Here is a 22,036-nt window from a genome sequence, read left to right on the forward strand (position 1 = left end):
GCGGTCACCCTTCCTCGACGACGTCCGCGGCACGCCGCACGTCGTCCTCCAACGGCCGGTCCGGGTCGATCGGGGGTATCGCGGCCACGAGCGCGTCGAGCAGGGCCGTGTTTGCCGGGGCGGTCGGGCGGCGGGCGCCGACGTGCACCGCCTGCCGCAGCCCCAGCGCGAGCGAGCCGACGATGACGCGCAGCAGCCGCGCCTGGTCCAGGGCCCGCAGCGCGGCCTGGTTGCCCAGCGGGATGACGTCCTGGTTGTGCAGGTTCGTCGGCAGGCTCTGCATGCTGGCCGGCAGCGCGTCGCGGCGGATCTCGGCGATCAGCGCGGTCGAGGCGAGCTGCACGCCCTGCAGGCCGTGCTGCCGCCCGGGCCCGGCGGCCAGCATCGGCGGGAGGCCGGTGTTGCGGGCCGGGTCGACGAGCAGGTCGAGCTGGCGCTCGGCGAGGTTGCCGACCTGCGCGATGACCATCGACAGCACGTCGGCGGCGAACGCGGCGGGCTGGCCGAAGAAGTTGCCGCCGTGCACGACCGCGTCGTCGTCCGGGAAGAACAGCGGGTTGTCGCTGACCCCGCCGAGGTCGGCCGCGACGACGCCGTCCGCGTACCGCAGCGCGTCCTCGGCCGCGCCCAGCAGCTGCGGGGCGCAGCGGATGCTGTACGGCTCCTGCAGCGGGCGCTTGCCGGACGGGGTCAGGCCGGCGGCGAACCCGCGCATCGTCGCGCCGACGGCGATGGCGCCCGGGTGGCCGTACAACCGCAGCAGGCGCGGGTCGAGGAACTGCGGGTCGCTGCCGAGCAGGTCGGCGAGCAGGCAGGTGAGCCGCTGCACGGCCCGGTGGGATGCGCGGGCCCGGTCCAGGGCGAGGGCGGTGGCGGCGGTGGTGAGCGAGGTGCCGTTGACGAGCGCGAGGGCGTCGCGGCCGTCCAGCGGCAGCGGCTCCAGCCCGGCCGCCCGCAGCGCCTCGGCGGCGGGCATCCGTTCGGACGCGAACCAGGCATGGCCGCGGCCGCGCAGGGCCTGGGCGGCGGCGCCGAGCGGGATCAGGTCGCCGCTGGCCCCGACCGAGCCGTAGCGGGGCATCACCGGCGTGAACGTGGTGCCGAGCATGGCGGCGAGGGCGTCGATGACGTGCGGCGACACCCCGGACGCGCCGCGGGCCAGGGACCAGACCCGCACGAGCACGGTGGCCCGGGCGACGTGCGGGTCGATGTCGGGGCCGTGCCCGGCGCCGAGGTGGGCGAGCGTGTTGTCGGCCTGGTCGCGCAGGTCGGCGCGGCCGGCGTAGCCGACGAGCGCGCCGAAGCCGGTGGTGCTGCCGTACACCGCGCGGTCGTCGCCGAGCACCTTGGACAGGAAGCTGCGCGCCGCCCCGACCCGGTCGCGCACCGCCGCCCCGGCCGTGACCCGGATCGGGTCGCGGGCGGCGAGCAGGTCCGCGATCCGCAGCGGCGCCGCGAGGTCAACCTCTGGCGTCATGGGAGGCGACGCTAGAGCCCGATTCTCAGAGCGTTCTGAGATCGGCTCGTTACGGTGCGCCGCATGACGCTGGACTACCTCATCATCGGCGCCGGCCCGGCCGGGCTGCAGCTGGCCGCCCTGCTGGAGCGCGACGGCCGCGACTACCTGGTGCTCGAGGCCGGCCCGGCGCCGGGGACGTTCTTCGCCACCTACCCGCGGCACCGCACCCTGATCTCGATCAACAAGGTCTGGACCGGCTCCGAGGACCCGGAGTTCAACCTGCGCTCCGACTGGAACTCGCTGCTGAGCGACGACGAGTCGCTGCTGTTCAAGCACTACAGCCGCCGGTACTTCCCGCACGCCGACGACCTCGTCCGCTACCTCGCCGACTTCGCGGCGCGGCTCGGGCTTCGCGTACGGTACGACACCAGGGTCTCGAACATCTCGTTCGCGAATGGACTGTTCGATGTGGACGGACTCGCGGCCCGGCGGGTGGTCGTGGCCACCGGCGTCTCCCAGCTGCACGTCCCGCCGATCCCGGGCGCGGAGCTCGCCGAGCGCTACGACACCGTCAGCGTCGACCCCGAGGACTTCACCAACCAGCGGGTGCTCATCATCGGCAAGGGCAACTCCGCCTTCGAGACCGCCGACGCGCTCGTGGAGACGGCCGCCGTCATCCACGTCGCCGGGCCGCACGCGATCCGGCTGGCCTGGCAGACCCACTACGTCGGGCACCTGCGGGCGGTGAACAACAACTTCCTGGACACGTACCAGCTCAAGAGCCAGAACGCGGTGCTGGACGGCACGGTCGAGCGCATCGAGCGCCGCGCGGAGGGCGGGTTCCGGATCGACTTCCGCTACGCGCGCACGGTGGAGCGGCTGCGGCGGCTGGAGTACGACCGGATCATCCTCGCCACCGGCTTCCGCTTCGACGCCTCCATCTTCGCCGCGTCGGCCCGGCCGCGGCTGGTCATCGACGACCGGTTCCCGGAGCAGACGCCGGCGTTCGAGTCGGTCAACGTGCCCGGGCTCTACTTTGCCGGGACCCTGACCCAGCAACGCGACTTCAAGAGGTCCACGAACGGCTTCATTCACGGTTTCCGGTACGGCGTGCGCGCCCTGCACCGCATCCTCGGCGTCCGCCACCACGGCGCGCCGTGGCCGTCGGTCGCGGTCGAGCCCTCGCCGGACGGGATCGCCGACGCCATCGTCGCGCGCATCAACCGCACCTCGGCGCTGTGGCAGCAGTTCGCCGTCCTCGCGGACGTGGTGCTGCCCGACGGCACGTACTACGAGGAGGTGCCGGTGGCGTTCCTGCGCGACGGCGGGCTCGGGGACGTGCCGCTGGCGTTCGTCACCACGCTGGAGTACGGGCCGGACCACGACACCGTGGACCCGTTCGACATCACGGTCCCCCGCATCGCGGAGAACGACGCGGCGGCCGCGCACGACGCCAGCTACCTGCACCCGGTGGTGCGCGTCCACCGCGGGGCGCAGGTCGTGGCGGAGCACCATCTGGCCGAGAACCTGGAGAACCACTGGGACCTGCCGGCGGTACACCGGGAGCCGTTGTCGCTCTTTCTCAAGGGAATCCTCGCCGATGCCGGCTGAGGAGACCTGGCCGCAGCCCGTGCTCGACCTGCTGGCGACCGGCGACGACCGGCCCGTGTTCGAGGACGGCGACCGGGTGACGACCGCGGCCGGGATGGCGGCGCTGGTGCGGCGGATCGTCGCCGGGCTGCGGGCGGCGGGGGCCGGGCCGGGCACCGCGGTGGCGTTGACGCTCGGGGTGACGGCGGAGGCGTTCGCCGCCAACCTGGCCGCGTTCGCGGTCGGGGCGATGGTGTCGGGGCGGCCCGTGCCCGGGGCGCTGGTGGTCGACGAGGACCGGCTGGCCGCGCTGCTCGCCGGCCCCGACGGCGGCGCGCCGCTGGTGGCCGCGGGCCGGCCCGGCGACGTGGCCCGGCTGATCTGGACGAGCGGCAGCACCGGGCGGCCGAAGGGGTGCGCGCAGACGTACGCGGCGATGAGTGCGGCGTGGGCGCCGTACCCGGACCGGTGGCCGCCGGCGATCGCGGAGCTGGCCCCGCGCCTGCGCCGCCAGCTCGTCTTCGGGTCGCTGTCGAGTCAGGTCATGCTGGAGTACGGCGTGCTGGCCCTCGCCTCCGGCGGCACCCTCGTCGCGGCGCGCCCGCCGGGATTCCCGGACATGGTGCCCCGGCACCGCGCGACCGGGAGCGTCATCACCGTCGGCAAGCTGCATCAGCTGGTGCACGCGCAGCGGACGGCGCCGGCCGACCTGTCGTCGCTGCGGGCGCTCATGGTGTCCGGGTCGCCGCTCGAACCGGCCCGGCTCGCCGAGGCCCTCGACGTGCTGGGGCCGATCGTGTTTCACGGGTACGGGCAGACCGAGACCGGCATGATCGCGATGGCCACCCCGGCCGAGATGCTCGGCGACCCGCGGGTCCTCGCCTCGGTCGGACGGCCGCCGGCCACGCACGAACTGTCCATCCGGGACGGTGAGCTGTTCGTGCGCACGGCCGCCCAGGCCTCGTTCTACTGGGAAGAACCGGCCGAGACGGCGGACGTGTTCCAGGACGGCTGGGTGCGGACCCGGGATCTGGCCACTGTGGACGGCCGCGGGTACCTGCGGCTGATGGGGCGCGTGCGGGACGTCGTCATCGTGAACGCCGAGCTGGTCTACGCGGGGGCGGTGGAGCGGGTGCTCGGCTCGGATCCCGCGGTGGCCGAGGCGTACGTGGTGGCGCGGCCGTCGCTCGACACGGGCGAGGCGGTGCACGCGTTCGTGGTACCGGCGACGGGGTCGGATCCGGATATTTCGCATTTGCGGAGCCTGGTCGGTTCCGTGCTCGGCGAGGTCGCGGTGCCCCGGACCGTCACGGTCATCGCCGCCGCGCCGCTCGCGCCCAGCGGGAAGCCCGACAAAAATTTGCTGTAGCGCAATCGTCCGTGTTACCCGGAAGGATTCGGCCGGTCGGACCCCAGAACCGGCCGTGCCGACCATGCCACGCAGCGTTCTGCCTGGATAGCGTGATCGCCGCATCCGTGCACCTGTGGACCACTGCGAGAGGCGGCACCATGACTCAGGGTACGTTCAACACCGGCGAGATCAGCGCGCACGCGAGCCTCACCCGGCAGCGGGCCGAGGAACTGCAGCAGGCGGTCGCCAACCTGCGCAGCGCGGCGCAGCAGCTCCAGGCGGTGTGGACCGGCCCCGGCGCGCAGTCCTTCCAGGGCACGCGGGAGCAGTGGGAGCGGGCGGTGGTGCCGCTGCAGGAGAGCCTCGCCAGCATGGGCCAGGCGCTGAACCAGGCCAGCCAGAGCTACGAGAGCAACGAGAACACCATCAGCCGCGCGTTCGGCAAGTAACCGCACCGCATGGCAGTCAGCGGCAGTTTCGACACGGGCGCCCTGCGCGACGGCGCGAGCCGGCTCGCCACCGCGGCCGACCTGCTCCGCCGCCTGCGCGCCGACCTGCGCCCGGACGGCTTCCCGGACCCGGTCTACGGCGCCGTCCACACCCTCGGCAAGCGCGGCGGCAACCTGATCGGCGACATCGCCGACGACACCGCGGGCCTGCGCCAGCAGCTCGAACAGACGGCGGAGTGCTACGAGGCGCTGGAGGGCTCGCTGGCCGCACGGTTCGGCGGCACCCAATGACCTCGGCCGCCCTGCGCACCACGACGGTCCTGCGCGGCGGCGACCCCGCGCCCGGCGACGGGTGGGCCGTCCAGGCGGTCGTCCGCCAGCTGCGCGACACGGTCACCGCGGTCCAGTCCGCCTCGGCCGTGCTGGCCGGCATCGGCACCGACCGCGACGTGTGGACGGGCCCGGCCGCGGACGCCTTCGCCCCGCGCAAGGAGGACCTGTCCCGCCGGCTGGCCACGGCCGGCCGCGCGTACGGCCGCGCCGCCGACGCCCTCGAACGCTGGTCGCGCCGCCTGTCCGAGCTGCAGACCGAGGCGGCCGAGGTGGCGGCCCAGGCCCGCCGGGCGCACGACGAGCACCAGGCCGAACAGGCCCGGCTGGCCGCCTGCTCCCCCGGCCCGCCGCCGGTCGTCCCGCCGGGCCCGCCACCGGCGGTGGCCGCCCTGCAGCGCCGGCACGACGCGATCGCCGCCGACGCCGCCCGCGACCGCAAGGCCTGCGCCGACGAGATCGACGCCGCCGCGGCAGAACTCGGCGGCAGCGGCGGTGGGTTCGCCGAGCTCATCAAGGGCGTCCTGGTGCACGGCCCGGCCATCCTGCACGCCATCCGCGACGTGCTCGGCTTCGCCGCCCTGATCTGCTCGGTCGTGCCGTTCCTGATGCCGCTCGCCCCGATCGTCGACAGCCTCTACCTGGGCTTCGCCCTGCTCGCGCTGGTCGTCGACGTGGTGGCGCTGGAGACCGGCCACGGCAGCGGCAACGACGTCAAGGACTCGGCCATCGCGCTCGGCCTCGGCGTGTTCGGCAAGCTCGGCACGGTGGCCGCGCACGGCGCGCGCACGGCCGGCAAGCTCGAGGCCGCGGGAGAGGCCGCGGCGAACTCGGCCAAGCTGGGCGGCAAGGTGGCCCCGATCCTGTCGAACCTGGGCATGGCCGAGAAGGCCGCCGAGACCTCCATCAAGGCCGGGGTCGCCGCCGACCGCGCGACCGCCTACGGGGAGAAGGCGGCCGAGCTCGCCAAGGACACCACGAAGACCGGCGTCCTCACCGGCGCCGCGCGCGAGGTGCTCCACCCGATCGCCGCGGGCCGCGAGGCCAAGGCGGTCCAGGACCTCGTCAAGGAGTCCACCGCCTACGGCCGCCTGCCGCTGCTGGAGCGCTGGGTGCCGGACGGCCACCGCGTCCCCGCGCTCGTCGGGCTGGTTCCCGAGGCCGCCGACAAGCTCAAGACCGTCACCGAGATCCCCAAGACCTTCGGCGAGGAGGTCCCGGAGGCGTATCGGGAGATCCAGGACTGGATCGGGAACGAGGTGCAGGGCGATGACGTGGTCGAGAATTCGGGCGGCCTCCGGCGCTGACGGCAACGGGGTCTCGCTCGAACTGCCGCCCGGCTGGTGGGCCCTCCCGCTGGCCGCGACGGACCTGGACGAGCGGATCGCCGCCCTCGTCGCCCAGCAGGCGGAGGGCCTGCCCGAGCCGGTCGGGGCGGAGCTGACGGCCGAGTTCGAGCGGATGACCTCGACCGCCCGCACCGCCGGCGCGGTCCTGCTCGCCGGTGGTGCCGCGGCCGCCGGCGACGACGGGCGGATCGTGGTGGCCTCGCTCCTCGTCGCCCCGTACGAGGCCTATCGCGGCGCCGACCGTCCCGGCTGGTCGCAGGGGCCGTCGGCGCGAGTGGCGCTGCCGGCCGGGACGGCGGTCCGGCACACCTGGCTCGGCACCGGGGCCAGTCCGCTGGGGCCGGTGCGGCAGCTCGACGTGGAGTACGTCATCGCGCCGCCCGCTCCCCCGTCGTGGGTGCTCGCGTTCCGCACGCCCGCGCTCCGGCATGTCGTGATGCTGCTGGCCGCCTTCGACGCGATCGCCGGCACCATGCGTCCCGAAGGTGCCGCCGAACCCGCGCCGGTGTTCGGCTGAGGCCTCAGCCGGCCTCGGCGATCAGGGCGGTCGCGGTACCGGTCCACGCCGGGGCCAGCGCCAGCAGGCGGTCCGCGTTCGGCTGCGGCATCGCGTTGAACGGGGCCAGCTCCGCCACCAGCGCGCGCAGCCGGTCCACCCCCACCGGCAGCGGGCCCGCCAGCCGGTCCACCACGCCCAGCAGCTCGTTCATGCGGCCCTCCCGGCGCGGCAGGGCGTCCACGTCCGCCGCCGTCACCAGCGGGACCTGGACCGGGAGCGGCTCGCGGCGGCGCAGCAGGATGCCGCGGCCCGGGATGTCGCGGCCGACGTAGGCCTCGGGCAGGTGGCGTACCGCGCCGAACAGGAACGCCCGCGGCTGGCGGGGACCGGTCAGCAGCCCCACGCCCGCCCGGCCCGACTCGGCCAGGATCGAGCCGTGCGGGGGGCCGCCGAACGCGTCCAGGTCGGCGGCGACAAGTGCGCCGACGCCCGGCTCGCCCGACTCGAAGACCTGTTCGCGCAGGACCCGGGCCACGTCGGGGCCCTGGAGGCGGTCGGCGTCGTCGATCAGCACGACGTACGGGCCGCTGGGGACCGTGGCCAGGGCCAGCTGGACGTGGCGCTCGGTCGGGGTCGGGGCCAGCAGGGCCACCGCGACGCCCGCCACGTTGTCGGCCAGCAAGCGCAGCGGCGAGGTGCGGTTGGGGGCGATTACGACGACCGGCACCCCGCGGGCGATCAGGTCCAGGCCCGCGGCCAGCAGCGCCGTCGACTTGCCGCTGCCCGGTTCGCCGGCCACGAAGACGCCCGGGCCGTCCGACAGGCGGGCGCCGAGGAGGGTCAGCTCGTCGCCGCCGGCGCCGAGGAACACCTCGCTGCGGTCCCGCGGCAGCGCACGCGCATCCGCAAGAGGCAGGCGCGACGGCAAGGCGTCGATGCGCCACGGTCCACCTTGGACAGACGCATGAGCGGGCGCGGGGGGCAGGCGGTACGCGATCTGCATGGTCCGGTACGGCGCGGTCAGGCGGATCGCCTGGCCCGGCCGCGGGTCCGCCGGGCGCAGCGCCGCCGGGACGCCGACGGCGTTGTAGTCGTCCTGGTCGAACGACAGCGCGATGCGGTCCGTGGCGGCGCTGTTGAGCATCGGGTGGCGGGTCAGCATCCGCGCGGTGCCGGTCATCGCGACGTGGACGCCCGCCGCGGCGCCCTTCTGGAAGATGTGGGTCAGCTGGTCCACCGGGGCGCGGTTGTTCAGCTCGCCGAAGACCCGCTCCCAGGTGTCGAAGTCGTCGATGAGCAGCACCGTGCGGGCCCTGCGGGGCGGCTCGTCGACGAGGCGCTCCAGGCGGTCCAGCAGCCGCGCGCCGCGGTCGAGCTCGTCGCGGGTGACGTACGCCCCGCAGTGCGGCAGGTCGCGCAGGTCGGCGAGGCGGCCGCCGCAGTCGATGACGTACAGGTGCAGCTCGTCGGGGCGGCTCGCGGCCACCGACGCGGCCAGGGCGCGCAGGAGCGCGGTGCGGCCGGAGCGGGGGCGGCCGGCGGCCAGGAGGTGTCCGGACTCCAGGTGCCACGCGGCCACGGGCTGCTCGCGTTCGGCCACCCAGTCCTCGCGGGCATAGGACAGTACACCCGCGGCGGAAGGCGGCAGGTCCAGCTCGTCGGGCAGGGGTGGGAGCCACGGGGCCTGGGTGCGGGTGAACCCCTCCAGCTCGGCGGCGTCGCGGATGGCGGCGGCCAGCACGTTGACGTCCTTGGCGGCCGACGCGGCGGCGAGCTCCGGCGGCCGGCCCAGCTCGGCCAGGGCGGCCCGCACGATGCGCACGTCGGCGGCGGCGCGGCGGGTGCTGCCGCCGACGAACGCGGTCTGCAGCATGGTCAGGCCGGCGGTGTCGCCGCGCTGGAGCAGGGCGCGGCCGGGCACGGCGATCGCCTCGGCGGCCGGGGAGCCGACGACGTCGGTGGAGTGCTCGGCGTCCAGGTGCAGGGCGACCCGGATGTTGACGTTGGGGCGGATCTCCGTCGGGACGATGCCGCGCGGGGTCTGGGTGCCGATCACGAGGTGCAGTCCGAGGGAGCGGCCCTGGGTGGCGACGGTCGTGAGGCGCTTGAGGATGTCGTCGGGCAGGTCGTCGCGCAGGATCGAGAACTCGTCGATCACGACGAACATGCGCGGCAGGGACTTCGGGGCGCCGTCGGGCAGGGTGCCGTCGTCGGCCTTTCGCTGGTACTCCGAGAGCCCCTCGATCCGCAGCTCGCTCAGCAGCTGCTGGCGCCGCCGGATCTCGCCGGCCAGGGAGTCGATGGCCCGCATGACCTTCGGGCCGTCCAGGTTGGTGATCATGTCGAGCACGTGCGGGAGGCCCTCGAACGGCTGGAACGCCGCGCCGCCCTTGAAGTCGACGAGGATGAAGCCGAGCTCGTCGGGGCGGTTGGCCAGGGCCAGCGCGGCGACGAGGGTCTGCAGGAGGGCGGACTTGCCGTACCCGGTGGACCCGGCCACCAGCGCGTGCGGGCCGCTGCCGACGAGGTCGACGACGAGCGGGCCCTCGCCGGTGGCGCCGAGCGGGACGGCGGTGCGCCGCGGCTCCCGCCGCCAGCGCTGCACGATCGCGGCCGGGTCGGCCGACATGCCGGGCAGGTCGAGCAGGGCGACCGAGGCGGGCAGCCCGGCCGCGCCGGCGCGGGCGTCGGGGTCGGCGAGCGGGGCGAGGGCGCGGGCGGCGGCGGTGGCGATCGCCGGGGACGCCAGGTCGGCCAGGACGCCGCTCAGGTCCGGCTCGGCCGGGCGGCGCACGGTGAGCCGGGGCTCGCGCTGGTCGAGCTCGACGGTGATCGGGCAGCGCGACGGCAGGGCGCCGACGGCGATGACGTGCACGCCGCGCTCGGGGCCGGCCCGCAGGAGGTCGGCCAGGCCGGCCACGTCGTGCTCGGCCACGCCGTCGACCACGAGCAGCCAGCGCGGGCCACCGGCGGCCAGCGCGGCGCGGACGGTGTCGACCAGCGCGGCCAGGGTCTCCTCGCCGGCGGCGACAGTGGCCAGGGCGGCGGTACCCCGCACATGCGGCAGCCACCGCAGGAAGTCCCACCCGGCCGCGGCGTCGTCCGGCAGCCGCCGGGCCAGCAGCGCGATGCGCAGGTCGGCCGGGCCGCTCTGCACCGCCGCCTGCAGGACGAGGGACCGGGCCAGGGCGCGGGCGGCGGCGGGCGGCCCGGCCACGCCGACGGTCCCGGCCGTGCCGAGCGACGCGGTGACCGGCACCCCGCGCAGCGTCGGCGGGGCGGCCCGGTCCCGCTCCGGGGCGGGATCGGTCAGGGCGACCGCGCTGGGCAGGTCGGCGACGCCGAGGCGCAGCCGCAGGAAGTCCTCGTGGCCGGGGCGGCGCTGCCAGAGCCGGCCGTCGAAGCGCTGGGCGACGGCGAGCACCTCGGCCAGGTCCGGGGCCTGCTCGAGGCTGGCCCGGCGCTCGGCCGCGGCGAGCTCGCCGAGGCGGGTCAGGCCCGCGGCCCGGGCGGCGGCGTACTCGCGGCCGGCCCTGCGCTGCTTGCGCCGCCCGCCGAACGCGCCGGCCAGGGTCGAGGCGAGCAGCGTGACGGTGCTGGCCCCGGAGAGGATCAGGAAGCTGACGTTGTGCCAGACGAGGTACGCGACCGCGCCGAGCACGAGGCCGGAGGCGGCGGTCCAGCCGAGGCCGGTGGCGGCCTTCGACGGCTCCGGGGGCGGCTCCGGCAGGGTCACCGCGCCGGGGTCGGCGGGCCGGTCGTAGCGCTGCTGGCGGTCCAGGCGCAGGGTGCCGTCCGGCATCGGGATGAGCACCGCGGGCGGCCGGGGCGGGCCCGGGTCGTGCACGGTGAGCAGGTCGTCCCCGATCCGCACGAGGGTGCCGGGCGGGGCCGGACGGGTGTCGCCGCCGCGCAGGAGGGCGTCGCCGACCAGGGTGTGGTTGCTGGAGTGCTCGTCGGTGACGTCGGCGCCGCCGGCGGTACCCACGAAGACCGCATGCCGCTCGCTCGCCGCCACGGTGGAGAGCCGCAGGCCCCGGTCCTCGCCCCGGCCCACGGTGAGCACCGCGCCGGGCGGCAGCGGGGCGCTCACCCCGGCGTCGGGCCCGCTCACGACACGGACGCTGCGCCCGTCCCAACGCGGCGCCGGCGAAGAACCGGGCCCGAACGACACGATCGCGCCCGCGCGCAGCCCGGCCTCGGCCAGGGTGGCCTGCGGCGGGCAGGGGCCGGCCGGCCCGTGCAGCACCGCCCGGCCGTCGGCGCCGAGAAACGCCCCGAGCGCGGCCGCGAGCTGGTCGACGGTGGCGCCCTCCCGCGCCTCGACGTGCAGGTCGGCCTCCCGGCCGGCGATCGAGACGGTGATCGGCAGCCACATGATGGTCGGTCAACTCCTGACGGCTCGCGCGCGTTTGCCGTACAGCAATAATCGCAACACGGCCCCCGGCACAACCGGTTCGGACGCAAACGAGCCGTTCGGCTGCCGCACATCGACTGTCCTGACGGGCGGACCTGGCCCCGCGAAGTCCGAACGGACCATGACGTTCCGCCCTGTACTGCGGATACGTTCGCCCGGCGATCGTTGCCGGAGGGGGTTTCGCGGGTGCTGCGCGTGTGGCGGGCCGTCAGGTCGATGGGACGCGGACGGGTCGTCGTCGCCGCGTGGTGCGTGCTCGGGCTCGCCGCGGCGGGGCTCGTCGTCGCGGCCGGGACCGGCTACCAGGCGCCCCTGTCCGGGCTGCGCAAGGCCGGGCACTGGGTGTTCGACACGGCGGCCGGGGCCGCGTTTCACATCGACGGGCCGACGAAGAACCTGGACGCCAAGATCGGCGGCTTCCCGGGGGCGAACCACCTGCCGGGGTTCACGATCCAGGGCTCCTCGAAGGGGTACGTCGTGCACGGCCGCACGATCGACGTGTTCGACACCCCGACGCTCAGCGTGAACACCTCGATCCCGATGACCGTGGACGAGCAGCCGGTCGGCCTGGAGGTCAACGGCGGCCCGTACCTGGTCTACCGGGCCACCGGCACCGCCGTCCGGCTCGACGTCCCGCCGCTGGTCATCCAGCTCGGCGGGCCGGTCGCCGACCCGGTCGCGACCGAGGACGGCACCGTCTGGCTGCGCCGCACCGACTCCGGCGCGCTGTGCCACATCGCCCCGGGCGCGTCCGGCATCGCCTGCGCGGGCAACGTCCCCGACGGCCACACCGGCGCGCTCGCGGTCATCTCCGGGCACGCCTCGTTCGTCGACGCCACCGACGCCACCGTGCGCCCGGTCGGCCCCGACGGGCTCGGCCCGGCCAAGGCCCTCGGCGTGGCCGTCCCCGCGGGCGCCACGCTCGGCAACGCCGACGTCGACGGCCGGCTCCCGATCGTCGACAAGGGGCGCCCCCAGCTGCTCCTGGCGGACGTCACGAGCGGTGGGGCGCCGGTGGCCGTACCCCTGGCCGCCGGCGACTACGGCCAGGTCGCGGTCGGCGAGGGCACGGTCGCCGTGGTCAACGCCACCACCGGCGAGGTGCTCACGTTCGACGCCAAGGGCAACCCGAAGGCCAAGCTCCCGGTCCCCGGCGGGGCCAAGGGCGTGCAGATCACCAAGGGCCAGGACCAGCGGCTGTACGTCGACACCGCCAACGGCACGCACACGCTCGTCGTCGACCACGACGGGTCGGTGACCGCGGTGCCGATCGGCGGCTCCCAGCTGCCGCAGGCCAACCCGACCCCGTCGACCCCGGCCGCCCCGCCCGCCACCCAGCCGGCGACCACCAAGACGGCCCCGCCGCCGACCACCACCAAGAAGGCCGCGCCGGGCGCCCCCGGTGCCGTGAACGCGCGCCCCGGCAACGGCCAGGCCCAGCTCAGCTGGGGCGCGGCCGCGGCCAACGGGGACGCGGTCCAGGCGTACACGGTGGCGTGGCGCGGCGACGACGGCAGCACCGGCACCGCCGACGTGCCCGGCAACCGGCTCACCACCGACCTGACCGGCCTGCGCAACGGCGTCACCTACACGGCCACCGTCACCGCCCGCAACGGCGTCGGCACCGGCCCGGCGGCCACCTCGGCCCCGTTCAAGCCGAGCTCGGAGGTGCCGGGCGCGCCGGGCGGGGTCAGGGCCAGCGCGGCCGCCGCCGACGGCTCGGTCGCGGTCAGCTGGGACGCCGCCAACGGCCAGGGCCACACCATCACCCGCTACGACGTCACCGCGACCGGCAGCGACGGCAGCACCGCCCCGGCCGGCACGGCCACCGGGACCACGGCCACGGTGAACGGGCTGACCCTCGGCGTCACGTACCAGTTCACCGTCACCGCCACCAACGACCTCGGCACCACCGGCCCGGCCTCGGCGGCCGGCGGCGGCGCGACCCCGTTCAAGGCGGCGGCCGCGCCCGGCGGGGTCAAGGCGGCCGTGCGCGACGGCGGGGCCACGCTGAGCTGGAACGCGCCGAACCTCAACGGCGGCACGCTGGACCACTACGTCGTCACCGCGACCGGCCGGCCCGACCAGGACGTCACCGCCGGGCCGGTCTCGTTCGACGGCCTGGCCAACGGCACCGCCTACACGTTCACCGTCAAGGCGGTCACCAAGGGCAAGGAGGGCGGCGGTACCCGCGACGGCGCGACCGGTACCGCCGCCGGCACGCCGGGCCGGACCGCGACCGCCGACGTGACCGGCGTCAGCCTCTCCGGCGACCGGCAGGCCACGGTGAACCTGAACGTGAACCTGTACAACTCCGGCGCCGGCACCTGCCAGCTCGTCTTCAACGGCGCGCTGCGCTGGTCGGGCGGGTGCGCGGGCTCGGTCGTGGTCGGCGGGCTGTCCTACAGCACCACCTACGACGTGTACGCGCAGGTCGTCAACGCCTACGGCACCGGCCCCGCCGGCGCGCACGGCAGCGTGCGGACCAACGACGCGCCCCCGCCGGCCACGATCTCGGTGTCGAAGGGCGGCCGGTACAGCGGCTCGGCGTGCACCAGCTCGTCCTGCGCCTACCTGACCGTGACGCTGGCGAACTTCGCGGCGAACACGAAGTACAGCGTCATCTGCACCTCCGGCGGCCCGGCGGGCGGCTCCGGCGACTACTACCAGTACGACGTCACCACGAACGGCTCGGGGGCGAGCACCTCCAGCACCTGCTTCTACGGGTACCCGGGCCAGCAGGTCTGGGCGCACGTGGTGAGCGGCCCCACGTCCAACACCCTGACCTGGTAAGGCAGCGACATGATCCCCGCGCAGCACATCGCCGAGCTCTACCGGCGCATCGCCTCGAACATCGAGCACGTCGTGCACGGCAAGCCGGGCGTGCTCCGGCTCGTCGTCACGTCCCTGTTCGCCGAGGGCCACCTGCTCATCGAGGACCTGCCGGGGCTGGGCAAGACGACCATCGCCCGCTCCCTGGCGCGCTGCGTCGGCGGGCTGGCCCAGCGGGTGCAGTTCACGCCCGACCTGCTGCCCAGCGACATCACCGGCGTCATGGTGTTCAACCAGCAGTCGGGGACGTTCGAGTTCCACCACGGGCCGGTCTTCGCCAACGTACTGCTCGCCGACGAGGTCAACCGGGGCACGCCGAAGGTGCAGTCGGCGCTGCTGGAGGCGATGGCCGAGCGCAGCGTGACGGTGGACAAGCGCACCCATCAGCTGCCCCGGCCGTTCATGGTGATCGCCACGCAGAACCCGATGGAGCTCGACGGGACGTACCGGCTGCCGGAGGCGCAGCTGGACCGGTTCATGATGCGCATCGAGATCGGCTACCCGGACCACGACGCCGAGGTCCGCGCGATCCAGGGCGACGCCCGCGGGGTCAGCCCGGACGAGCTGCCGGCCCTGGTCGAGCCGCAGGAGCTGCGGCAGATCATCCAGTCGGTGAGCGGGCTGCACGCCGACCCGGAGATCTGCTCGTACGCGGTCCGCCTGGCCGCGGCCACCCGCACCCACCGCGACGTGCGCTACGGGGCCAGCCCGCGCGGCAGCATCGCGCTGGTGCGGGCGGCGCGGGCGTGGGCGGCGACGGCCGGGCGGGACTTCGTCAACGTCGACGACCTCAAGGAGCTGGCGGTGCCGGTGCTCGCCCACCGGATCGTGCTCACGCCGCAGGCCGAGCTGGGCGGGCAGACCCCGGCCGGGGTGGTCATGGAGGCGCTGCAGACCGTCGGCGTGCCGGTGGTCCGCGCGTGAGCAAGGCGCTGACCCGGCGGGGCTGGGCGCTGCTCGCGGCCGGGATCGCGCTGTACGGGCTCGGCGAGCTCCTCGGCCACCCCGTGCTGCGCGCCCTGGCCGCCGTCGCCGTCGCGGTCGTCGCGGTCAGCGCGGCCCTCGGGGCCCGGCGGCTCCCGCTGCACGCCGAGCGGAGCCTGGAGCGCGGCCGGGTCATGCGCGGCCGGCCGGTGCCGGTGCGGCTCACCGTCACCAACTCCGGCCGCTGGTGGACCCCGCGCTTCGACGGCGTCGACGGCGGCCCGGTCACCGTGCCCGCCCTGCGCCCGCGCCGCTCGGCCGCCGTGGACTACACCGTCGTCCCGCAGCGCCGCGGCGAGCTGCACCTCGGGCCGCTGCGGGTGGCCCAGCGCGACCCGCTCGGGCTGACCGACCGGCAGCGCGACACCGGCGGGGTGACGAGCCTGTGGGTGTACCCGCGGGTGCACCCGGCCGCCCCGCCCGGCTCCGGCAACCGGCGCGGCGTGCTGCCCGGCGGCGCCGGCGGCGGCTGGCTGCGCGGGGCCGAGGAGCTGCGGGCCCTGCGCGAGTACGTGCCCGGCGACGAGCTGCGCCACGTGCACTGGAAGGCGACCGCGGTGACCGGCGGGCTGATGGTCCGCGACCTGTTCGACCCGCCGTCGCCCGACCTGCTGGTCCTGCTCGACACCCGCCCCGAGGCGCTGTCCCCCGACGCGTTCGAGGAGGCGGTCGACTTCGCCGCGTCGATCCTGACCGCCGCCACGAACGCCGGGCACCGCGCCCGGCTGCGCACCACCGACGGCCTCGACGCGCGCGGCGCCTTCCTCGAGGCGCTGTGCGCGGTCCGGCAGCTGCCCGGCGCGGCCGCGCACCAGCCGCACCCGGGCACGGTCGTCTACGTCACCGGCCCGGCGGTCGCCGACCTGGGCTGGCTGAGCGCCTCCGGCCGCGGCGTGGTCGCCGCCGTCACCCCCGGCGCGTTCGGCCCCGCGGACCCGGGCGTCCTGGCCCTGGCCGGAGCCGACGCCGCGGCCCTGACCGCGCGGTGGAACGCGGCGGCCCGATGAGCGTCCTGAGGGCGCGGCTGTGCGGGTTCGTGCTGGCATGCGGTACCGCTGCCGGGGCCTTGTATTTCGCTCCTGTCTTCGGCGTCGCGGCGCTGCTGCCCTCGCTCGGCGCGGTCGTGGTGGCCGCCGTGCTGGGCGACGCCGTGCCGCGCCTCGCCCCGGTCCGCCCGCTGCTCATCGTCGCCCTCGGCGCGGTCGCGGCCGTCGTGGTCACCGGCGTCGCGGACCCCCTCGCGGCCGCCCGCGACGGCTGGGTGCGCACCGCCCAGGCGACCTGGCCGGTGCGCGACCGCCCCGACCTCATGCTGTTCGTGCCGCTGCTGGCGCTGCTCGCCGCCGCCCTCGCGATCGAGCTGCTGCGCCGGGCCCGCTCGCCGCTGCCGGCCCTGATCCCCGCGCTCGTCCCGCTCGCCGTGGCCCAGCTCTACTCCCCCGCCACGGGCGCGGCCGCGGTCGGCGCCGCCCTCGGGTTCGCCGCCTTCGCCGCCCTGACCGTGGCCCTGCACGGCGGGGCCCGCATCGCGCCCGCGCGGGTCGCGCTGACGGCGGCGGTCGTGGTCGTGGCGGCGGTACCGCTGGGCCTCGGCGCGACCGCGTGGAGCGCCCTGGACCGGTCCCCCGACGTGGTGCGCGCCGAGCCCTCGGCCGCCCCCGCGCGGGCCGCGAGCCCCCTGGACGAGCTGCCCGGCCTGCTCGCCCACCCGGAGCAGGTGGCGTTCCGGGTCCGCACCGACGAGACCGGCGGGCGCTGGACCCTGGCCGTGTACGACGGCTTCGACGGCGACACCTGGAGCAGCTCGGCGCTGTACCAGCCGCTCGGCGGCCCGCTCGCCGCCGACCCGGCCGTCACCCGCCCGCTGCGCCTCGGCCGGGCCCGCGTCGAGCCGGTGTCGATCGCCGGCCCGTGGCTGCCCAGCCGCGCCCGCCCGGTGACCGTGGCCGGCGCCGAGGTGCTGGTCGACCCGCCCTCGGGCACCCTGGTCAGCGGCGCGCCGGTCGCGGGTTACGACCTGACCTGGTCCGCGCCCGACCTGCGCGGCGACGAGGACGCCCCGCTCGACGCGTCCGGCGCGGGCCTGGCCCTGACCAACCCGCCGACGGCGATGGCGGACCTCGCGCGGACCGCGGTCGACGGCGATCCCCCGTCCTTCCGCGCGGCGCTGAAGCTCGAGAGCTACCTGCGCACCACCTACAAGGTCGCGGCGGGCGCGGGGATGCCGACCGGGCACGGGTACGGTCAGCTGCAGCACTTCCTCTTCGTCACCAAGCGCGGCACCAGCGAGCAGTTCGCGGCCTCCTACGTGGTCCTCGCCCGGCTGCTGGGCATCCCGGCCCGGCTCGCCGTCGGCTTCCGCCAGCCCGCGGCGGCGAGCGGGATGACGGCGGTCCGCGGCGCCGACGCCCTGGCCTGGCCCGAGGTCGCGGTGGCCGGCTACGGCTGGGTCCCGCTCGACCCGACCGGCGTGACGGGCACCAACGCCAGCCCCGGCCCGCTCGCCGACGGCGGCAGCAAACCCCCGAGCATCTCGGCCGAGCCGACCCTGTCCGTCGCCCCGCCGTCCACGCCCGCCTCCTCGTCCGCGGGTGTACCGCCGGTGCCCGCCTCCTCGCCGCCGCTCGCCCTCGTCGCCGGGGGCGGCGTGGCCGGGCTCGCGGTCCTGTGGCTGGCCGGCATTCCCGGTGCGAAGCTGGTCCGCTCCCGCCGCCGCCGCTCGGGCCCGCCGGCGCGCGCGGTGGTCGGCGCCTGGCACGAGGCCCGCGACCGCCTCGACGACCACGGGGTGCGCCCGGGCTCGGCGATGACGATCCGCGACCTGGCCGGGCGTGCGGGTGCCGATGTGGCGCCCGCGCTGCTCCGGCTGGCCGGGCACGTCGACCGCGCCCGCTGGTCCGGCGCCGGGGTGACCCCGGCCGAGGCGGACTCGGCGTGGCACGAGACCGGCGCCGTGTCCCGCGCCCTGCGCGCCCGCGGCCTGCGGTCCCGCCTGCGGGCGGCCCTGTCGCCCAGGACCCTGCGCCGCCGCTGAGCTCCGCAATTCGCCCGGAGGAATCTCGCGCAGGCGATTGACAAAATATTCTTTTACGTAAAGACTCGTTTTTGCCATGAGAGACATCGTCTACCTCGATCGGATCGAGCAGGCCGAGGCCCTGCTCAAGCCGCAGCGGATCGACGTGCTGCGGCAGCTCGCCGAGCCCCGGTCGTGCACCGAGGTCGCGGCCGAGCTCGACCAGACCCCGCAGCGGGTCTACTACCACGTCAAGCGGCTGCTCGACGCCGGCCTCGTCGGCCAGGTCGCGGAGCGGCGGGTGCGCGGCATCCACGAGGGCATCTACCAGGCGACCGGGCGGGCCTACTGGCTCTCGCCGCGGCTGGTCGGGCGGATCGGCCTGCGCCAGAGCCGCGACCAGCTCAGCCTCGGCTACCTGGTCGACCTGATGGAGGACGTGCAGGCGGACATCGCCGCGCTCGACCTCGCCCGGCCCGACCTGCCCTCGATCGGGGTGGCCGGGGAGATCCGGGTCCGCCCCGAGCAGCGCAAGGCCTTCCTCGACGAGTTGCAGCACACCCTGCAGGACCTGTTCACCCGCTACGGCGGGGCCGAGGGCGACGCGTTCCGACTGGCCGTCGCCTGTTACCCCAAGGGAGATTCCGATGCACGAGCCTGACTTCCTGCTGCGCGCCACCATCGCGGCCCCGGCCAAGGCGGTCTACGAGGCGCTCACCGACCCGGCGGCGCTGCGGGTCTGGCTGGCCGAGCACGCCGAGGTCGAGCTGCCCGCGCGGTACGCGTTCTGGGGCCGCTTCACCCCCGACGGCGCCGAGCCGCACCAGCGCCTCCTGCACGCCGACGAGCGCACGATCAGCTTCGCCTGGACCGTCGAGGGCCACGAGACCACCGTCGAGTTCCAGCTCGACGAGGACGGCGACGGCACCGTGCTCACGCTGAGCCAGGCCGACCTGCCGAGCTTCGAGGACGTGCTGGCCGACCGGGCCGGCGCGTTCGGGGCCACCTCGACGTTCTGGTCCCTGGCCGTGGCCAACCTGGCCGACTACCTCGCGGGCCGGCCGCTGACCCCGATGGTCGACTTCACCTCGCCCGAGCTGCGCGCCGAGGTGGTCATCGACGCCACGCCGGAGGCCGTCTTCGACTCGCTGGTCAACCCGGGCCAGGTCGGCCGCTGGATGGGCGCGAAGGTCGACATCGAGCCGTGGGCGGGCGGCCGCTACGCGATGGGCGGCTTCGACCTCGACCCGGGCGGCATCACGTTCGCCGAGTTCGAGCCGGGCCGCAAGGCGACCCTGCGCTTCGCCGACGGGCTGCTGAGCAGCTGGGAGCTGGAGGGCTCGGCCGGCGGCACCCGGATCACGTTCGTGCAGAGCGGCTTCGACGCGACGAACCCGCCGTACCCGGGCTGGGCCGGCTGGCTCTCCGGGGTCGCCGACCTGCGCGCCTTCCACGAGCTGCCGGGCTGGCGTCCGGGCTGGCGCAAGATGGCGATCGCCGGCGTCCCGGCGGGTTTCGAGCCGGACCACGAGGCCTAGAAGCGGCTCAGAACTTGCAGACGGCGCCGCGGATGCCCTTCACGGCGCTGGTGCTGGCGGTGCGGCCGCCGGTGCCCAACACCTGGAAGCAGTACTGCACGCCGGCCTTCACCGGCGCCTGGTACGTGGTGGCCTGGCCGACCAGCTTGCGCTGCGGGGACGCGGCGCCCGCCTCGGCCACGGCCACGGCGTAGGTCAGGTTGGCCGGCCCGGTCCAGGTCAGCGTCACGGTCTCGCCGTTGTCGACCGGCTCGGCCAGTTCGATGACGCCGGCCCCGGTCGCCGGGCCGGTCGGCGCCGCGCTGCGGGCCGCCTGCGCGGACGGTTCGGTGGCGGGGTCGCCGCCGCGGTTGCCCAGCAGGTAGATGCCGCCGGTGAGCAGCAGCGCGGCCGGGACGGCGATCGCCACCGCGAGCAGCCAACGGGGGCGGCGGCGCTCGCCGGCGGCGGCCGGCTCGGGTTCGGGGGCGGTCAGCGGGCGGTACTCGGTGCTGCCCGCCGGTGGCACTGTCTTCTGCTCGACGTTCGGCTCGGCTTTTTGCGCGCTTTGTTGCCACGCCGCCGGGGACGCTTGTTCGCTTTGTTGCCAAGCCGCCGGGGACAGGGCCAGCAGCGCCTCGCCCGCGTTGGCGCCGCGGCGGGCCGGGTCGGGGTCGAGGAGCCGGCGGACCGCCTCGGCCAGTCGCGGCGGGACGTCGGCGGGCAGCGCCGAACCCGGCGGCGAGCCGGCGAGCGCGTAGTGGAGGGTGGCACCCAGGCCGTAGAGGTCGGCCGCGACCGGGTCGCCCGCCTGCCCGGCCAGCCGCTCGGGCGCGGAGAAGCCGGGCGAGACCGCGACCATCCCGGCGGCGTCGGCCGCGCCGAAGTCCGCGAGGACCGCCTGGCGCTTCTTCGTGATGAGCACGTTGGCCGGCTTCACGTCGCGGTGGTACGCCCCGTTGGAGTGCGCGTAGTGCAGGCCCTGCGCGATCTGGTAGCCGAACGCCGCCGCGGCCGCCGGGTCCAGCCGCCCGCGCCGGTCCACCTCCTGCTGGAGGGTCGACTCGCAGAGCTCCATCACCAGGTAGGGCCGCCCGTCGGGCAGCACCCCGGACGCCGGGTCGGTCCACAGCACGCCCGGCCCGCCCCGCAGCCGGCCCAGGATCTCGCGCTCGGCCAGGAACGCGGCGTGCGCCACGGCGTCGGTGACCGGCCGGGCGAGCACCTTCACGGCCACGTGCCGCTCGCCGCCGCGCTGGTAGGCCCGGTAGACGGTCGCCGTGCCGCCCTGGCCGATCGGTTCCAGGTGTTCGAGGCCGGGAATGGCGGGCGTACCGAGATCCACCCCGCCACCCTAGTGGCGGCCCCGCCCGGGCCACTTCATTGCTTCCGGGCAAACTGTTCAGCTTTTCGGTGGATGCAGCCTTTTCGGTGGATGAGTCCCATCGAAGTCTGTCGAATCAGCGGAGCCGATTCCGGCTGCCCGCGCACTAGCGTCCGGACTGTGCACGCCTCGCAGTTCGTGGTGGTCGGATCCGGGCTCATCGCGCTCGTGATCTCGGTGATCCTGTGGCCGGTCGTGGGGTACGCGATCACGGTCGTGCACGAGGGCGGCCACGCGCTGGCGGCGTCCATGATGGGCGGCACGGTGACGTCGCTGACCGTGGGCCCCGGGCACAACGGCGAGACCCGGGCCAAGGGCCTCGGGCCGCTCGGTGCGTTCGTGTTCCTGCTCGGCGGCTACGTCGGGCCGTCGGTGTTCGGGGCGGCCGGGGCGATGCTGCTGACCCGGGACCACGTGCGCATGGTCCTGTGGCTGAGCGTGTTCTTCCTCCTGCTGGCCCTGCTCGCCTCGGCCAACTACGTCGCCCGGGCCGCGATCGTCCTCGTCGGGGCGCTGATCGTGCTGGTGATCCGCAGGGCGAGCGACGGGCAGGAGGTCTTCTTCGCGTACACGTGGATCTGGTTCCTGCTCTTCGGCGGTTTCGGCCACGTGCTGGTGCTCCAGCAGGTCCGCAGCGCCGGCGGCGACACCATGACGGACGCCTACCAGCTGCGCAGGATGACGTTCCTGCCCGCCTCGCTGTTCTCGGGCGTCTTCTGGCTGTTCAGCGCGGCCGCCCTGGTCTTCGGCGCGGTGGTGATGCTGCACCTGTACCACCCGCACCTCGCGTGACCTCGGACGGCTCTGGTCCTGGTTACGGACGGTTCGGCGGTACCGCCGGGTTGCCGATCTCGGGTAGTGT

The 22,036-nt window shown here is 75.5% G+C and carries 16 protein-coding genes; 13 read left to right on the forward strand and 3 right to left on the reverse strand.

All coding sequences use genetic code 11. The annotated features are described in order from the left end of the window. Positions 1 to 4: 4 nt before the first annotated feature. Entirely contained in the window at positions 5 to 1,477 is a 1,473-nt protein-coding gene (locus ACQPZ4_RS36910; RefSeq protein ID WP_433046451.1) for an HAL/PAL/TAL family ammonia-lyase, read from the reverse strand. 63 nt (positions 1,478 to 1,540) lie between these two features. Between ACQPZ4_RS36910 and ACQPZ4_RS36915 the strand changes: the two genes are divergently transcribed. From ACQPZ4_RS36915 to ACQPZ4_RS36940, 6 genes are all read left to right on the forward strand, one after another. Further along, the gene (locus ACQPZ4_RS36915) at positions 1,541 to 3,070 is read left to right on the forward strand and encodes an NAD(P)-binding domain-containing protein (protein ID WP_433046454.1); all 1,530 of its coding nucleotides are present in this window, start codon (positions 1,541 to 1,543) and stop codon (positions 3,068 to 3,070) included. After that, positions 3,060 to 4,418, forward strand: a complete 1,359-nt coding sequence (locus ACQPZ4_RS36920) for a class I adenylate-forming enzyme family protein (RefSeq protein WP_433046457.1) — start codon at positions 3,060 to 3,062, stop codon at positions 4,416 to 4,418. The genes ACQPZ4_RS36915 and ACQPZ4_RS36920 overlap by 11 nt, the downstream gene beginning before the upstream one ends. A 140-nt stretch (positions 4,419 to 4,558) precedes the next feature. Further along, the gene (locus ACQPZ4_RS36925) at positions 4,559 to 4,849 is read left to right on the forward strand and encodes a WXG100 family type VII secretion target (protein ID WP_433046460.1); all 291 of its coding nucleotides are present in this window, start codon (positions 4,559 to 4,561) and stop codon (positions 4,847 to 4,849) included. A 9-nt stretch (positions 4,850 to 4,858) separates the two neighbouring features. Further along, positions 4,859 to 5,140: a hypothetical protein gene (locus ACQPZ4_RS36930; protein ID WP_433046463.1), complete on the forward strand. Its 282-nt coding sequence runs from the start codon at positions 4,859 to 4,861 to the stop codon at positions 5,138 to 5,140. After that, positions 5,137 to 6,486 carry a putative T7SS-secreted protein gene (locus ACQPZ4_RS36935; RefSeq protein ID WP_433046466.1) on the forward strand — a complete coding sequence of 450 codons (1,350 nt, stop codon included), beginning with the start codon at positions 5,137 to 5,139 and terminating at the stop codon, positions 6,484 to 6,486. Before ACQPZ4_RS36930 ends, ACQPZ4_RS36935 begins: the two co-directional genes overlap by 4 nt. Continuing rightward, complete coding sequence (locus ACQPZ4_RS36940; RefSeq protein ID WP_433046469.1) at positions 6,449 to 7,045, forward strand: hypothetical protein; 597 nt, start codon at positions 6,449 to 6,451, stop codon at positions 7,043 to 7,045. Before ACQPZ4_RS36935 ends, ACQPZ4_RS36940 begins: the two co-directional genes overlap by 38 nt. Positions 7,046 to 7,049: 4 nt before the next feature. Here the strand turns inward: ACQPZ4_RS36940 and ACQPZ4_RS36945 are convergent, their stop codons facing one another. Continuing rightward, positions 7,050 to 11,405, reverse strand: a complete 4,356-nt coding sequence (locus ACQPZ4_RS36945; RefSeq protein ID WP_433046472.1) for an FtsK/SpoIIIE domain-containing protein — start codon at positions 11,403 to 11,405, stop codon at positions 7,050 to 7,052. Positions 11,406 to 11,660: 255 nt separating this feature from the next. Between ACQPZ4_RS36945 and ACQPZ4_RS36950 the strand changes: the two genes are divergently transcribed. From ACQPZ4_RS36950 to ACQPZ4_RS36975, 6 genes are all read left to right on the forward strand, one after another. Continuing rightward, complete coding sequence (locus ACQPZ4_RS36950) at positions 11,661 to 14,237, forward strand: fibronectin type III domain-containing protein (protein ID WP_433046474.1); 2,577 nt, start codon at positions 11,661 to 11,663, stop codon at positions 14,235 to 14,237. Positions 14,238 to 14,246: 9 nt separating this feature from the next. Beyond that, positions 14,247 to 15,200, forward strand: a complete 954-nt coding sequence (locus ACQPZ4_RS36955; RefSeq protein ID WP_433046477.1) for an AAA family ATPase — start codon at positions 14,247 to 14,249, stop codon at positions 15,198 to 15,200. Continuing rightward, positions 15,197 to 16,267 carry a DUF58 domain-containing protein gene (locus tag ACQPZ4_RS36960; protein WP_433046480.1) on the forward strand — a complete coding sequence of 357 codons (1,071 nt, stop codon included), beginning with the start codon at positions 15,197 to 15,199 and terminating at the stop codon, positions 16,265 to 16,267. Before ACQPZ4_RS36955 ends, ACQPZ4_RS36960 begins: the two co-directional genes overlap by 4 nt. Next, positions 16,264 to 18,294: a transglutaminase domain-containing protein gene (locus tag ACQPZ4_RS36965; protein WP_433046483.1), complete on the forward strand. Its 2,031-nt coding sequence runs from the start codon at positions 16,264 to 16,266 to the stop codon at positions 18,292 to 18,294. The genes ACQPZ4_RS36960 and ACQPZ4_RS36965 overlap by 4 nt, the downstream gene beginning before the upstream one ends. A gap of 76 nt (positions 18,295 to 18,370) precedes the next feature. Next, a complete protein-coding gene (locus tag ACQPZ4_RS36970) occupies positions 18,371 to 18,934 on the forward strand; it encodes an ArsR/SmtB family transcription factor (protein WP_433046486.1) in 564 nt (187 codons plus the stop codon). Further along, the gene (locus ACQPZ4_RS36975) at positions 18,921 to 19,811 is read left to right on the forward strand and encodes an SRPBCC domain-containing protein (protein WP_433046489.1); all 891 of its coding nucleotides are present in this window, start codon (positions 18,921 to 18,923) and stop codon (positions 19,809 to 19,811) included. The genes ACQPZ4_RS36970 and ACQPZ4_RS36975 overlap by 14 nt, the downstream gene beginning before the upstream one ends. A 7-nt stretch (positions 19,812 to 19,818) precedes the next feature. Here ACQPZ4_RS36975 and ACQPZ4_RS36980 read toward each other — a convergent pair whose 3' ends face one another. Next, complete coding sequence (locus tag ACQPZ4_RS36980) at positions 19,819 to 21,135, reverse strand: protein kinase domain-containing protein (RefSeq protein ID WP_433046492.1); 1,317 nt, start codon at positions 21,133 to 21,135, stop codon at positions 19,819 to 19,821. Between the two features lie 159 nt (positions 21,136 to 21,294). On the opposite strand from ACQPZ4_RS36980, the gene ACQPZ4_RS36985 reads away from it, so the two are divergent. Then, complete coding sequence (locus ACQPZ4_RS36985; protein WP_433046495.1) at positions 21,295 to 21,966, forward strand: M50 family metallopeptidase; 672 nt, start codon at positions 21,295 to 21,297, stop codon at positions 21,964 to 21,966. Positions 21,967 to 22,036: the final 70 nt, after the last annotated feature.

The organism is Dactylosporangium sp. CS-033363 (genome assembly GCF_050942475.1).
GTDB lineage: Bacteria > Actinomycetota > Actinomycetes > Mycobacteriales > Micromonosporaceae > Dactylosporangium.

Coding starts and splice junctions, on each gene's coding strand:
- ACQPZ4_RS36970 (WP_433046486.1), top strand. CDS start 18,371: ATGAGAGACATCGTCTACCTCGATCGGATCGAGCAGGCCGAGGCCCTG.
- ACQPZ4_RS36930 (WP_433046463.1), top strand. CDS start 4,859: ATGGCAGTCAGCGGCAGTTTCGACACGGGCGCCCTGCGCGACGGCGCG.
- ACQPZ4_RS36950 (WP_433046474.1), top strand. CDS start 11,661: ATGGGACGCGGACGGGTCGTCGTCGCCGCGTGGTGCGTGCTCGGGCTC.
- ACQPZ4_RS36945 (WP_433046472.1), bottom strand. CDS start 11,405: ATGTGGCTGCCGATCACCGTCTCGATCGCCGGCCGGGAGGCCGACCTG.
- ACQPZ4_RS36920 (WP_433046457.1), top strand. CDS start 3,060: ATGCCGGCTGAGGAGACCTGGCCGCAGCCCGTGCTCGACCTGCTGGCG.
- ACQPZ4_RS36940 (WP_433046469.1), top strand. CDS start 6,449: ATGACGTGGTCGAGAATTCGGGCGGCCTCCGGCGCTGACGGCAACGGG.
- ACQPZ4_RS36965 (WP_433046483.1), top strand. CDS start 16,264: ATGAGCGTCCTGAGGGCGCGGCTGTGCGGGTTCGTGCTGGCATGCGGT.
- ACQPZ4_RS36910 (WP_433046451.1), bottom strand. CDS start 1,477: ATGACGCCAGAGGTTGACCTCGCGGCGCCGCTGCGGATCGCGGACCTG.
- ACQPZ4_RS36955 (WP_433046477.1), top strand. CDS start 14,247: ATGATCCCCGCGCAGCACATCGCCGAGCTCTACCGGCGCATCGCCTCG.
- ACQPZ4_RS36935 (WP_433046466.1), top strand. CDS start 5,137: ATGACCTCGGCCGCCCTGCGCACCACGACGGTCCTGCGCGGCGGCGAC.
- ACQPZ4_RS36975 (WP_433046489.1), top strand. CDS start 18,921: ATGCACGAGCCTGACTTCCTGCTGCGCGCCACCATCGCGGCCCCGGCC.
- ACQPZ4_RS36925 (WP_433046460.1), top strand. CDS start 4,559: ATGACTCAGGGTACGTTCAACACCGGCGAGATCAGCGCGCACGCGAGC.
- ACQPZ4_RS36915 (WP_433046454.1), top strand. CDS start 1,541: ATGACGCTGGACTACCTCATCATCGGCGCCGGCCCGGCCGGGCTGCAG.